Source organism: Komagataeibacter sp. SM21 (assembly GCF_041402665.1).
Lineage (GTDB): Bacteria > Pseudomonadota > Alphaproteobacteria > Acetobacterales > Acetobacteraceae > Komagataeibacter > Komagataeibacter saccharivorans.
On record NZ_JBGLOV010000001.1, the window covers coordinates 325,937 to 339,252 of the forward strand.

Consider the following 13,316-nt stretch of genomic DNA (forward strand, 5'->3'; position numbering starts at 1 on the left):
AAGGCCGGAAGCCTGCGCTCCCGGCCCATCATGCAGCGTTACCGCCGCATGGGTTCAGGCGTGGCCCGGCGTCTGGTCGAAGGAGTTGCGCTTGGCCTGCCACAGCGCGACGAAGTCGATCGGCTGCAGCACCACCGGCGGGAAGCCGCCATCACGGGTGACTTCGCTCAGGATATTGCGCACGTAGGGGAAGATCAGGCGCGGCACTTCCACCAGCAGGATCGGCTCGATCAGTTCCGCGGGCGGATTGTTCAGCGTCGCGATCGCGGCATAGGACAGTTCGGCGATGAACACCGGACGCCCGACGGGGCCGCCTTCCTTCTGCGGGGGTTCGCTGGCTTCGGCCTTGACGGTCAGGATCACCTCGAACACCGGCTGTTCCTGTTCCAGGCGGTTGGCCTGAACGTCAATATTGACCGAAATCTGCGGGTTGGTGCGCAGGGTCGCGAAGATTTCCGCACCCGCGGGCACTTCGAACGAGAGGTCCTTGATATATTGAAGGTTGATCGCCAGCGGCAGGGCCGGGGGCGCGCTCTGGCCGTTTTCGGGGGTGGTCGGCTGAGTCGTGTCGGACATGCTTGTCTACATTCTCCAAGAGATACGCGGAAAACAGAAGTGAATCTCGTATCCTCTGGCCGTAGCATGCGCCAGCAGGCGATGCCATAGCAGCCGTGGGAATTTTAACGGCTCTTGCGCATTGTGCTGGCTCCGGGCGTTGCCTATGTTGTGGGCAGGCTTATTTCTGGCAGGCTTGCCCGCCTGCGGTTATGGACGCGCGGCATGAATTTCTCTTTTGGTCATTTTCCTCTGGATCTGGTTATTCTGGGGCTGGTGGCTGTTTTCCTTGTTCTTCGCCTGCGTGGTATCCTTGGGCGCCGGGTCGGGGCCGAACCGGCGATGCGTCCCGTCATGGCGCCGCCCCCGGTCCAGCCCGTAGCTGAAAAAGCCGCCGAACCGCCGCCGCCTGCCGTAACCTATGACATTCCTTCGCCCGATACCCGCGTGGGTGGCGTTCTGGCCCGCATCGGGGCGCTACAGCCCGGTTTCACGGCGGATGCCTTCGCCAAAGGGGTGGAACCCGCCTTCCGCCAGATCGTGGGGGCCTATGCCACCGGTGATCTTGCCGTGCTGCGCGAAAAGCTGACGGCCGCGACCTACGCCACTTTCGATGCCGCGATACAGGCCCGCAAGCAGGTTGGTGAGACGCTGCGCAGCGAGATCCGCGATATTACCGATATTGCCATCGTCGATGCGGAAGTGGATGAAACGGCCGCCCCGAATCCGGTCGCCCGGATCGAGGTCCGGATCGTGTCCGACCAGATCAGCCTGACGCTGGACAGCAATGGCCAGCCAGTGGCGGGTGTCGATGCCGTGACCGAATTCTCGGACCTGTGGACATTCGAGCGCATTCTGGGCGTAAGCAGCAATGGCGCGGACTGGCGGCTGGGTGCAAGCCGCAGCGCGTAAGGTCATCCTGCCATAATTTACCGATAAGTCCGTGATTCATTCATGTCCATGAAAGCATTCAGACATATTGCGCCGCTATGCGCTGTCATTGCGCTGTGCGGCTGCCAGATCATCAATCCGGATATGGGCGGCAGGAAGAACCGGTCCGGCCCCACTACCTTCGCGGCACTGGCGGGCTGGCAGGATGATGCGCTTGAGCAGGCCCTGCCGGTTTTCCTTCAGGACTGTCACAAGGTCCAGAGCCTGCCCCCCGACAGCACACTTGGCGGAGATGACACTGCCAGGCGTCCCGGCCGACGGGTAGGGGACTGGCAGGCAGCGTGTGAAGCCGCGCGCACTGTTCCCGCAGGCGATCGCGTGGCGGCCCGCACGTTTTTCGAGACATGGTTCGTCCCCTACCGCCTTGCTGCGGGCACAAGGGCCGATGGCATGCTGTTCACCGGCTATTATGAACCCGAGATCCGGGGTTCGCTCCGGCGTGGCGGCATTTATCAGACCCCTGTCTACCGTCGTCCCCCCGATCTGGTGCGCGAGCATGACAGTCAGGGCCATGTCGTGACCGGACGCCGGCAGGGCAGGCAGATCGTGCCGTACTGGACCCGTGCGCAGATCGATCAGGGCGCGCTGGCGCATAAAAAGCTTGAAATGCTGTGGCTGGCCGATCCGGTTGACCTGTTCTTCCTGCAGATACAGGGGGCGGGACGTGTGCGCCTGCCTGATGACAGGGTGGTCCGGCTGGGTTTCGATGGCCTGAATGGGCAGCCCTATGTGCCGCTGGGCCGCGTCATGGTCGCACAGGGACTGCTGAAGGCCGAGGATGTGAACATGGCATCCATCCGTGGCTGGCTGGAAGCGAATCCGGCCCAGGCGACGCAGATGATGGAACAGAACCCGAATTACGTCTTTTTCCGGCAACTGGATCAGGGCAATGCGCTGGCCGGTGCGCCGGGCGCGCTGGGTGTGGACCTGACGCCGGGCCGTTCCATGGCGATTGACCGGGATTTCATTCCGCTTGGAAGCCCGGTATGGGTGCAGGCGCAGATTCCGGTTGACGGGCATGAGACGCAGTGGAACCGGCTTGATTTCGCACAGGATCTGGGCACCGACATCAAGGGTCCCGACCGGGCCGACCTGTATATGGGTTGGGGGCCCGAAGCGGCCCAGACGGCAGGAAACCTGCGTTCAGGCGGGCAGATGATCGTGCTGGTCCCCCGTGGCAGCCCGGTCAGGCGGAAAGACAAACACCACAGATCCGCCCGTCCCACGGAGTGAAGAGCGTACCACCATGACAGGGCGACCCCGCGCGGGGCAGGCTTGCGCATCTCCTCCGCGCATGCCGCGGACCACCCGCTATACCGAAGGGCCGCACCTGCTGGTGCGTGGCGACTGCGTACGCGCCCTGCGCCGGATGGAGGCCGACAGCGTGGACGTTGTCGTGACCTCGCCGCCCTATAATATCGGACTGAAATACCGTACCTACCGCGACCGGCTGGCGGAAGAAGGTTATCTGGACTGGATGGTCGAGGTGGCGCGGGAAGTCCGCCGGGTCATGCGCCCCGACGGGTCGTTCTTTCTTAACGTGGCCGGTTCATCCGCGCAGCCTTGGCTGCCGTTCGAGCTTATGGTCCGGCTGCGTGAACTGTTCGTGCTGCAGAACCATATCTCATGGGTCAAATCCATTTCGGTGGGGACGGATACCCACGGGCATTTCAAGCCGGTCAACAGCCCCCGCTACCTGAACCGCAACCATGAACATCTTTTCCACCTGACCCGTACGGGAAATGTGGGGCTGAGCCGGCTGGATATTGGCGTGCCTTACATGGACAAATCCAATATCGCGCGGCGCGGCCACCGGCAGGATCGGCGCTGCCGGGGCGATACATGGTTCATCCCGTATGAAACGGTGCAGGGCAAGGCACAGAAATTCCACCATCCCGGCACGTTTCCGGTGCTGCTGCCGCAGATGTGCATCCGCCTGCATGGCAAGAGCGCGCCAGTGGTGCTGGACCCGTTCATGGGCACGGGCACGACGCTGGTTGCCGCCGTGCGCGAAGGGGGGCAGGGCATCGGAATCGATCTGGATACCATTTATGTCAATGTCGCCCGCCAGCGGGTACGGCAGGCTATGCAGGTGGAGGCGGAAGGCACGACCGCAGCGTCTGATCGAAATATTTGATGGTTTCTATTGAAACGATTATTTTGACAAATAATCCCTGAATCGGCCAGAACGCCCCACAGATAACGAATGAAGGGGTTGGCATGTCGGTAAGGAAGGCAGTGCTGGGGGCGATCGCCGCCGGCGGCGTGGTTTATGGCGCAACGGTCGCCTATCTTGACCATTTCGATCATGCGACGGCGCCCGCACCGGCGGGGGCCGGGGTGGATGCGGCATCCACGGCAGCGCTGAACGTCATCCGCGAGGCACGGTGCGACTACTGCCACGCGGCGAAGGTTGATCTGCCGTTCTATTTCAGCCTGCCGGTGGCCAATACCCTCATGAGCCGCGACCGCGATCAGGGCCTGCGCCATTTCCGCGTTGAACCGGTGATCGAGGCCCTGCAGAACGGTGGCGTTCCCGATGAGGAACCTCTGGCCCGCATCGAGGAAGTCATCCACCAGAACCGCATGCCGCCCACGCTGTACCTGCTCATGCACTGGCATGCCCATCTGTCGGCGGCGCAGCGTGACAGCATGCTGTCGTGGATCGCGCAGGAACGGCGCCAGCATTACGCCACACAGGGCGTTGCCGACCGGTTCGCAGGCGAACCCGTGCAGCCAGTGCCCGAATCCATTCCGGTGGACAGCCACAAGGTCGCGCTGGGCCAGCGCCTGTTCTTTGACCGGCAGCTTTCGGGCAATGGCGGGTTAAGCTGCGCAAGCTGCCACAGCCTGCAGCATGGCGGGGTTGACGGTCTGGTGACCGCGACGGGCATCAACGGGCAGAAAGGCCCGATCAATGTCCCCACCGTGTTTGACGCCGCCTTCAACAAAAGCCAGTTCTGGAATGGTCGTGCCCGCACGCTGGCCGAACAGGCGGCTGGTCCGGTCATGAACCCGGTCGAGATGGGATCGCATGACTGGTCGGTTGTCGCGGCCCATCTGGCGGCTGATCCGTCCTATGTCGCGGATTTCCAGGCGGCCTTCGGGTCCGATGCGATCAATCAGGCCACGATCACGGACGCGATCGCCGAATATGAAAAGACGCTGATCACGCCGGACAGCCGCTTCGACCAGTACCTGAAGGGCGATGACGCCGCCCTGAACACGCAGGAAAAACATGGTTACGCGCTGTTCAAGGATGTTGGCTGCTCTGGCTGCCATACCGGTCCGTCCATGGGTGGACAGGCGTTCGAGCCGATGGGGCTGGAAGGCAATTACTTCGCGGCCCGTGGCGGTCCGCTGACCGATGCGGACAAGGGACGTATCGAAGTCACCCACAACCCGGCGGACATGGAACGCTTCAAGGTGCCCAACCTGCGCAATATCGCGCTGACCGGCCCCTATTTCCACGATGGCAGTGTCAAGACGCTGGATCAGGCCGTGCGGGACATGGCGCGCTACCAGACGCCCGATCATGATATTTCGGATCAGGACGTGGCGGATATCGTCGCCTTCCTCAATACGCTGACCGGGCGTTATCAGGGCGAGACCCTGCGTAACACGGTCCCGTAATCCTTTTCCCCTATGGGAAATGCAGGCCCTGCCGTTCATGCGGCAGGGTTTTTGCATTGTGGCCCATGGCTGAAAACATGGACCCGACCGGCGGGGTGTGATTCTATGTGCACGGGCCGCTGGCCAGGGAAAGGAATCAGACGGTGAGGCAGCGCAGACTGAATGAGGAGGAGGCGGCCCTGTGGACGGCCTTCGCGCAGGGTATCGCCCCCCTGCGCGCGGCCCGGCAGGCGACGCCCGACATTTCTCCCACTGTTGCGGCCACTCCGGCGGCGGGAACGGATAAACACGCGCCCCTTACCACCCCGGAACAGTTGCAGCGCCTTGCGGCGGGAAACATGCACGGCGTGCACGGAACCCCCGGCCATAGCGTGACCGTGCAGAAGGGCAGGGGCGGCCCGTTTGAAATCGGCGTGCGCAGGCCGGGAATGGACGATACAAGCTGGCGTGGCCTCGTCAGCGGCAAGCTACGGCCCGCGCGCAGGCTCGACCTGCATGGACAGGTGGCGCAGACGGCCTTCCATCGCCTGCATACCTTCCTGATACAGGCACATGCCGACAACGTACGCTGCGTCGAAATCATTACAGGGCTGGGCAGCGGCCTCAATGGCGGCATTCTGCGGCGCGAACTGCCGTTCTGGCTGGGGCGCGGTGATCTGGGGCGGCTTATTCTGGCGGTTGTCCATCCGCATGCCGCCAATCAGGGTGCGGTGCGGGTGCTGCTGCGCCGTGCCGGGCGCGGCACGGGGCGTTAGCCCAGTCTCCAGGTCGGCAGCTTTGCCGCCAGCCAGCGGCGCAGGGTCATGATGGTGGACGTATCGCCTGAAATCTGTTGCAGGGCGGCGGTAGCGTCCGTACCGGTCAGGAGCGTGCGACCCGCGTCACGCGTAAGGGAGAGCACCGCGCTGTCCCGTATGGCCAGCGCCGTCGCGGCCCGCCAGCGGGCCAGTGTTGTGGGCTGGGTCAGCATGGGCAGCACCAGCGCCAGATCCACCGCGGCCGCCCCCGCCAGCGGTTTCCATGCCGCATAAAGCAGCGAGCCGAGTGCGGAATGGGCATCCTGACCCAGCCGTGTCTCCATGCTCATGATCGTCTGGTCCTGCACCGTGAAGGGCTGGGCCTGTGTGCTCAGGGTAAACAGGGCGGGAAAATCCGCCTGTGCCAGCCCGTCGATCAGGGCGGTGGTGTCGGGCGTGCCCAGCGGGTCTGTTATCTGGATCACGTCCACCTGATTGTCGCGCAGGGCCGCGGCGGCGGCCTCAGGTGTTGCAAGACCCGTGACCGGGATGGGGCGCAGGCCGAACAGGGTCATGGCCAGTACGGTTGGCAGTTCAATGCCGGTCAGGGTGGACACCGCAATGCGCACGGGCCGGTCACGCATGAAATTGCCAAGGCTGCGATGCAGTTGCGCCCGCCCGATCACCACCGGCACGGTCATGCACAGCAGCAGTGGCAGCCAGCGGCTGTAATCGAAATGGATGCGCGTATCCCCGCATAGTGAGGAGACAAGGGCCGATCCCGGTGCGGCCAGCGCCATCATGCCATCGGATGCGAACTGGGAATCAAACAGGTTGGCCCCTGTCACACCATCCTGTCCCACCGTGTCGCGCACCGGCAGGGGGCTGGACAGGCCAAAACCCTGCGCCAGCGTGCGGGGCAGGACCGGCTTCCAGCGATCGGCCATGGCGCTCTGGTTGCCTGCAACCAGCAGGCCGGGCGTGCCGGACGCGCCAGCGGGCACGGGCAGGCGTTCGGGCGGCAGTTCCGATGCCATCGCCCCGCGCATGCCCGCCGCCGAACCGGCCAGAAGCATGGCCAGAAGGTTGCGCCGCCCGATCATGGCTGTGCCCGCCTGTTCATGGTCCCGTGCGCCCGCATGCCGCAGCCCCATGGCGCGGGCGGCATGGCGGTGGTCGGGGCGGATCGGAGCCGGGTGTGTCGGGCGGGCATGGGCTATTCTTATGGCCAGTGGACCTCGGGGGGAAGGCTCATGAGGATGGCTTCGGTGTTTCCGCCCGTTTTCAGGCCGAAAATCGTGCCCCGGTCATGCAGGAGATTGAACTCCACATACCGTCCGCGCCGGACAAGCTGCGCCTTGCGCTGTTCTTCCGTCCACGGTTCCATCATCCGGCTCCGCACGATATCGGGGTAGGTTTCCAGAAAGCCCAGCCCCACATCGCGCGTAAAGGCGAAATCCGCATCGAGATCGCCGGTATTGAGCCGGTCATAGAAAATGCCGCCCAGCCCGCGCGGTTCATTACGGTGGGGCAGGTAAAAATACTTGTCACACCAGTCGCGGAAGCGGGGATAATATTCGGGGTCATGCTTTTCGCATGCCTGTCTGAACCCGTCATGGAACCGTTCGCCGTCGCTGATGGCTTCGGCGCTTTCGGGAAACATCGGCGTAATGTCGCCGCCGCCGCCAAACCAGCCCTGTGTGGTGATGATCATGCGGGTGTTGAAATGGGCCGCGGGCACCAGCGGGCTGCACATATGGGCAACAAGGCTTATGCCTGTTGCGAAAAAGCGCGGATCTTCCGATGCGCCGGGGATCGAATCGCGAAAGCCGGGGCTGAATTCACCACTTACCGTCGAGACATTGACCCCGACCTTTTCAAATACACGCCCGCGCATGAGGCTTATGACACCGCCGCCGCCGGGCGTGCCGTCCTCATTGGTGCGGTTCCAGGGCGTGCGCTCGAAACGGCCCGGTGTTTCCTTGCCCGGCAGGGTGGGCGCGCCGGCGGCAGCGGCTTCGGTCTCGATCTGCTCGAAGGCTGCGCATATGCGGTCGCGCAGGGTTTCAAACCACGTCCGGGCCGTGTCCTTCAGCGCGTCATGGGCGACTGGTGTGCGGGAAATTGTCATGGTCGTATCGTTCTGCCCGTTCAGGTCATTCGCAAAGGATATTACGGGTGCCCGTTTGTCCCGCCTATTGCAAGACGGGCAATTGCAAGACCCGTCATCCTGCCGCTAGGAAGGTTGCCAGCGTGGGATACTGGCGCGAAAAGGGGTACGGAATTGTGGCGGGAGCGGACATGGATGAGCAGGGCCAACAGCGGTGCGATACGCCCGGCAGGCACGCCGCACGGCGCCATGGCGCGCTGCTGTCGGGTCTTGTAGCCCTTGGCCTTGTGTCAGGTGGTTCCGCCATGGCGCGCGATTACCGTGAACCGCCCCGCCAGACATGGAGTTTTCAGGGGCCGCTTGGGCATTTCGACATGGGCGCGGTCCAGCGCGGCTATACCGTTTACGCGCAGGTCTGCTCCGCCTGCCATGGCATGAAATCGGTTACCTATGGCGACCTTGCGGGCCTTGGCCTGAAGGAAAGCGATGTCGACGCCATAGCCCATGCCCATCATGTGCCAGCGGGCGTGGATGCCGGGGGGCACGCGCTTTCGCGCCCGGCCAGCGCGGATGACCACCTGCTTTCCCCCTATCCCGATGCCCGAACGGCGGCTGCGGCCAATCATGGCGTGATGCCGCCGGACCAGTCCCGGCTGGCGGTGGTCCATCCCGGTGGGGTGGACCGGATCTATGCGTTCCTGACCGGTTACGGCCAGCCTGCGCCCCCCGGCATGGTCGTGCCGCAGGGCATGTTCCACAATCCCTATGCCGCGCAGGGACTGACCGCCATGCCGCCGCCGCTGCATGAAGGCGGCGTGACCTACCCCGACGGCACACCGGCCACGGTTGCGCAGCAGGCGCGCGATGTCACCACTTTCCTTGCATGGGTGGCGACGCCGCACCTGACCGAACGCCACCGGCTGGGGGTGGGCGCGGTCGTGTTCCTTGTGTTCGTGCTTATTCTTTCCATCTGTCTGAAACGGAGAACATGGTCCAATGTCCCCTAATCCTGCCACTGATGAGCAGATCGAGCCGGTTATCGGCCTGATCGGCGGTTCCGGCCTGTATGATATCGAAGGTCTTGAGGACAAGGAGTGGCGCACGGTCGAAACCCCATGGGGCAAGCCGTCCGACCAGTTGCTGTTCGGTCGTCTGGACGGTGTGCGCTGCGTGTTCCTGCCCCGGCACGGGCGCGGGCATCCGCTGCCGCCGTCACGGCTGAATTACCGCGCCAATATCGATGCGCTGAAGCGTTCGGGCGTGACCGACATCGTGTCGCTTTCGGCCGTAGGCTCGCTTAAGGAAGAACTGCCGCCGGGCCATTTCGTGGTGATCGACCAGTTCATCGACCGTTCCTTCGCGCGCGAAAAGAGCTTTTTCGATACCGGATGCGTGGCCCATGTCGGCATGGCCGATCCGCTATGTCCGCGTATTGGCGACGTGCTGGAAGGCCAGTGTCGGGAACTGGGGCTGGATGTGACCCGTGGCGGTACCTATCTGGTCATGGAAGGACCGCAGTTCTCCACCCGTGCCGAAAGCAACCTCTACCGCTCATGGGGCTGTTCGGTTGTGGGCATGACCAACATGCCGGAAGCCAAGCTCGCCCGTGAGGCGGAGATCTGCTACGCAACCGTCGCCATGGTCACCGATTATGATTGCTGGCACGACGATCACGATAGCGTGACAGTGGATGCCGTGGTCAAGGTGATGCAGGAAAATGCAAGCCGCGCGCGGGCGCTGGTCCGTTCGGTCATCCCCCGGCTGGGGGCGAAGCGTGGGCCGTGTTACGCCGGTTGTGACCGTGCGCTGGAACACGCGCTGATTACCGCACCCGAAAAGCGTGATCCCGCCCTGCTGGCCAAGCTGGATGCGGTTGCGGGCCGTGTGCTGAACCGCGCCTGACTGGTGTGACTTTCCCGCTGCCGCAAGACAGGCAGCGGGATAAAGGGCCGGAAACAGCGTGTATCCGGCCCGTCGCCTTACCGGGGCGCTCCTTGAGGCCGTTTGCAAAGCCTGTCGGGAAATATCCAGGAATCATACGGACGTTCCCGGTGAGGCTTTTTTCAAAAAGCTTCGGAAGACGCCGCCTTTTTGAAAAAAGCGGCATCCAGAAACCTTCCTGTTTTTATTAAAGATTTCTTTTCAAACACTCTCTTACAGCCAGTGTTCAAAAAAGCTCAGGCTGCGCTGCATGGCCAGCGTGGCCGCCGCTTCGTCATATGACGGGCGATCCGTGCAGCCAAAGCCATGATCGGCCCCTTCATAGGTGAAGATTTCAATATCCTCATGCGCGGCGCGGATGGCGTCCACATCGTTTGCGGGAATATGGGCATCTTCCGCCCCGAAATGGAGCTGCACGGGGCAGTTGGGCGTCTGGTTGCGGGTCGCGGCAATGCCGCCGCCGTACCAGGCGACCGCGGCGGAAAAGGTGGTTGTATGGCATGCCGCTTCCCATGCCAGCTTGCCACCCCAGCAGAAACCGATGATGCCCTTCTTTTCCGTGGTCAGGCACCCGGCGGCGGCGGTGAGGTCCCTCAGCGCGTTTTCTTCGCCCACCTCGGCACGCAGTTTCAGCCCTTCCTGCACGCCATTGCTGTCATAGGGCAGGATGGTATCGCGGCGGACACGGTCGAACAGCGCGGGTGCGATGGCCTGATAGCCCGCCTCCGCCAGGGAATCGCATACGGCGCGGATATAGGGCGTGATTCCGAAAATTTCCTGTACGACCACCACGCTGCGCGCGGCGTATGGGCGGCCTGCCCGGTAAGCGGAAAACGTATGCCCGTCTGCCGCGGTAACGGTTACGACTGCGCCCATGGTGGTCCCTCATTTCTTATCTGCATTGCGGGAAAAGAATGATGCCCGTTCCCGCCGCGTCAATATGAAACAGCGTGAAGGCGGGTTTTTCAAGGACTCCGACCCTGCAATGCGGGGAACCGGAATCGGGGGAGGGGCCGTGCCATGCGGTTGTATGGCAGCAGCCCACAGCTTTCGGTCATGAAAGCTTAATATGCGATAATATATTGATAATTAACGGTTAAATTTGTGACTGTCCTGTCTGCTGCCGGGATTGTGCGATTTAGGCCTGTTCCAGCCATGCGGTGTTCTTGACACCCGTCGGGGTGCTTCCTATCTGGGTATTAGCACTCTCACGAGGGGAGTGCTAACGCGATGCGGCCTGGCGCGCGCGCCAAACCGGTGGCGTTGCTTAATTCAAGGGCGTTACCTTTTTTATAGATGTGGAGCGATCCATCCATGACGAAATTTCGTCCCCTGCATGACCGTGTGGTCGTCCGTCGCCTCAAGAGCGAGGAAAAAACAGCAGGTGGTATCATCATCCCTGAGACCGCCAAGGAAAAGCCGATGGAAGGCGAGGTGATCTCGGTGGGCGCAGGTGCCCGTAACGAACAGGGCCAGATCGTGGCGCTGGACGTGAAGGCGGGTGACCGCGTCCTGTTCGGCAAGTGGTCGGGCACGGAAGTGACGATCGACGGTGAAGAACTGCTGATCATGAAGGAAAGCGACATCATGGGCGTGGTCGGCTGACCACCCCGCGCTTTTCGCACCGAGTAACCTTTTAAGAAACCTTCCATACCGGAGAAAAGAAAATGGCAGCCAAGGACGTAAAGTTCGGCGGTGAAGCCCGCCAGCGCATGCTGCGCGGCGTTGATATCCTTGCGGATGCGGTAAAAGTGACGCTTGGCCCGAAGGGTCGTAACGTCGTTCTGGACAAGAGCTTCGGCGCGCCGCGCATCACGAAGGACGGTGTCTCCGTCGCCAAGGAAATCGAACTGGCCGACAAGTTCGAGAACATGGGCGCGCAGATGGTCCGTGAGGTCGCATCCAAGACCAACGACATCGCGGGCGACGGCACCACCACGGCAACCGTTCTGGCGCAGGCCATCGTGCGTGAAGGCGCCAAGGCTGTTGCCGCAGGCATGAACCCGATGGACCTCAAGCGCGGCATCGACAAGGCTGTCGGCGTTGTCGTTGAAGAGCTGAAGAAGAACGCGAAGAAGATCACGACCCCGGCTGAAACGGCACAGGTCGGCACGATTTCCGCCAATGGCGAACATGAAATCGGCGAGATGATCTCCAAGGCCATGCAGAAGGTCGGCTCCGAAGGCGTCATCACGGTGGAAGAGGCCAAGGGCCTGCACACCGAGCTGGACGTGGTCGAGGGCATGCAGTTCGATCGTGGCTACATCTCCCCGTATTTCGTGACGAATGCGGAAAAGATGACCGTCGATCTGGACAGCCCCTACATCCTGATCCACGAAAAGAAGCTGTCCTCGCTGCAGCCGATCCTGCCGCTGCTCGAAGCGGTTGTGCAGTCCGGCCGTCCGCTGCTGATCATTGCGGAAGACGTTGATGGCGAAGCGCTGGCGACCCTGGTGGTCAACAAGCTGCGTGGTGGCCTGAAGATCGCCGCCGTCAAGGCGCCGGGCTTCGGTGACCGTCGCAAGGCCATGCTGGAAGACATCGCGATCCTGACCGGTGGCCAGGTCATCAGCGAAGACCTCGGCATCAAGCTGGAAAGCGTCACGCTGGACATGCTGGGCACCGCGAAGAAGGTGCACATCGACAAGGAAAACACCACCATTGTCGAAGGCGCTGGCAACAGCGAGGGCATCAAGGGCCGTTGCAGCCAGATCCGTGCGCAGATCGAGGAAACCACCTCCGACTACGACCGTGAAAAGCTGCAGGAACGCCTTGCGAAGCTGGCAGGCGGCGTTGCCGTGATCCGCGTCGGTGGTTCCACCGAGATCGAGGTGAAGGAACGCAAGGACCGCGTTGACGATGCCCTGCACGCGACCCGTGCGGCGGTTGAGGAAGGCATTGTCCCCGGTGGTGGCACCGCACTTGCCCGCGCATCCACCAAGCTGGGTGGCCTGCACTTCCATAACGACGACCAGCGCGTCGGTGCGGACATCATCCGCAAGGCCCTGCAGGCTCCGCTGCGCCAGATCGCCCACAACGCGGGTGAAGACGGTGCGGTCATCGCCGGCAAGGTTCTGGAAAACGATACCTACACCTTCGGTTTCGATGCCCAGATCGGTGATTACAAGGATCTGGTGGAAGCCGGTATCATCGACCCGATGAAGGTTGTCCGCACGGCGCTGCAGGATGCGGCTTCGGTTGCCGGCCTGCTCATCACCACCGAAGCGATGGTGGCCGAGCGCCCGGAAAAGAAGGCCCCTGCGATGCCGGAAGGTGGCATGGGCGGAATGGGTGGCATGGGCGGCATGGATTTCTGATCCACGCTGTTCCTGCGTGGCTCCCGCAGGGGGCCACCCGGACCGACGAAAAAAAAGGGGGAAGGGCCAGTG

At 62.8% G+C, this 13,316-nt stretch carries 13 protein-coding genes; 9 read left to right on the plus strand and 4 right to left on the minus strand.

Annotated features, from left to right (window positions below):
* Positions 1-54: 54 nt before the first annotated feature.
* Complete coding sequence (gene secB, locus ACBR42_RS01425) at positions 55-576, minus strand: protein-export chaperone SecB (RefSeq protein WP_102324539.1); 522 nt, start codon at positions 574-576, stop codon at positions 55-57.
* A gap of 204 nt (positions 577-780) precedes the next feature.
* Between secB and ACBR42_RS01430 the strand changes: the two genes are divergently transcribed.
* The 5 genes from ACBR42_RS01430 to ACBR42_RS01450 all read left to right on the plus strand — a co-directional run bounded on the left by ACBR42_RS01430 (position 781) and on the right by ACBR42_RS01450 (position 5,894).
* Positions 781-1,467: a Tim44/TimA family putative adaptor protein gene (locus ACBR42_RS01430; protein WP_162900387.1), complete on the plus strand. Its 687-nt coding sequence runs from the start codon at positions 781-783 to the stop codon at positions 1,465-1,467.
* 123 nt (positions 1,468-1,590) lie between these two features.
* A complete protein-coding gene (locus ACBR42_RS01435; RefSeq protein WP_371207160.1) occupies positions 1,591-2,739 on the plus strand; it encodes a murein transglycosylase A in 1,149 nt (382 codons plus the stop codon).
* A gap of 13 nt (positions 2,740-2,752) precedes the next feature.
* Positions 2,753-3,643, plus strand: a complete 891-nt coding sequence (locus tag ACBR42_RS01440) for a site-specific DNA-methyltransferase (RefSeq protein WP_102324537.1) — start codon at positions 2,753-2,755, stop codon at positions 3,641-3,643.
* 83 nt (positions 3,644-3,726) lie between these two features.
* Complete coding sequence (locus ACBR42_RS01445; protein WP_102324536.1) at positions 3,727-5,139, plus strand: cytochrome-c peroxidase; 1,413 nt, start codon at positions 3,727-3,729, stop codon at positions 5,137-5,139.
* Between the two features lie 143 nt (positions 5,140-5,282).
* Positions 5,283-5,894 carry a Smr/MutS family protein gene (locus ACBR42_RS01450; protein WP_102324535.1) on the plus strand — a complete coding sequence of 204 codons (612 nt, stop codon included), beginning with the start codon at positions 5,283-5,285 and terminating at the stop codon, positions 5,892-5,894.
* On the opposite strand, the gene ACBR42_RS01455 is transcribed toward ACBR42_RS01450, so the two are convergent.
* Positions 5,891-6,979: a hypothetical protein gene (locus ACBR42_RS01455; RefSeq protein ID WP_102324819.1), complete on the minus strand. Its 1,089-nt coding sequence runs from the start codon at positions 6,977-6,979 to the stop codon at positions 5,891-5,893. The genes ACBR42_RS01450 and ACBR42_RS01455 overlap by 4 nt on opposite strands.
* Before the next feature lie 119 nt (positions 6,980-7,098).
* Positions 7,099-8,007 (minus strand): oxygen-dependent coproporphyrinogen oxidase, encoded by a 909-nt coding sequence (gene hemF, locus ACBR42_RS01460; protein WP_371207106.1) that lies wholly within the window; start codon positions 8,005-8,007, stop codon positions 7,099-7,101.
* A gap of 170 nt (positions 8,008-8,177) precedes the next feature.
* On the opposite strand from hemF, the gene ACBR42_RS01465 reads away from it, so the two are divergent.
* The gene (locus tag ACBR42_RS01465; protein WP_132305762.1) at positions 8,178-8,993 is read left to right on the plus strand and encodes a cytochrome c1; all 816 of its coding nucleotides are present in this window, start codon (positions 8,178-8,180) and stop codon (positions 8,991-8,993) included.
* The gene (locus ACBR42_RS01470; RefSeq protein ID WP_102324532.1) at positions 8,983-9,888 is read left to right on the plus strand and encodes an S-methyl-5'-thioadenosine phosphorylase; all 906 of its coding nucleotides are present in this window, start codon (positions 8,983-8,985) and stop codon (positions 9,886-9,888) included. The genes ACBR42_RS01465 and ACBR42_RS01470 overlap by 11 nt, the downstream gene beginning before the upstream one ends.
* 252 nt (positions 9,889-10,140) lie before the next feature.
* Here ACBR42_RS01470 and ACBR42_RS01475 read toward each other — a convergent pair whose 3' ends face one another.
* Positions 10,141-10,803 (minus strand): dienelactone hydrolase family protein, encoded by a 663-nt coding sequence (locus ACBR42_RS01475; RefSeq protein ID WP_102324531.1) that lies wholly within the window; start codon positions 10,801-10,803, stop codon positions 10,141-10,143.
* 438 nt (positions 10,804-11,241) lie between these two features.
* Here ACBR42_RS01475 and groES point away from each other — a divergent pair, with 438 nt between their 5' ends.
* Both groES and groL read left to right on the plus strand, forming a co-directional pair.
* The gene (groES, locus tag ACBR42_RS01480; protein WP_102324530.1) at positions 11,242-11,532 is read left to right on the plus strand and encodes a co-chaperone GroES; all 291 of its coding nucleotides are present in this window, start codon (positions 11,242-11,244) and stop codon (positions 11,530-11,532) included.
* 62 nt (positions 11,533-11,594) lie between these two features.
* Positions 11,595-13,244 carry a chaperonin GroEL gene (groL, locus tag ACBR42_RS01485; protein ID WP_102324529.1) on the plus strand — a complete coding sequence of 550 codons (1,650 nt, stop codon included), beginning with the start codon at positions 11,595-11,597 and terminating at the stop codon, positions 13,242-13,244.
* The last annotated feature ends 72 nt before the right edge of the window (positions 13,245-13,316 follow it).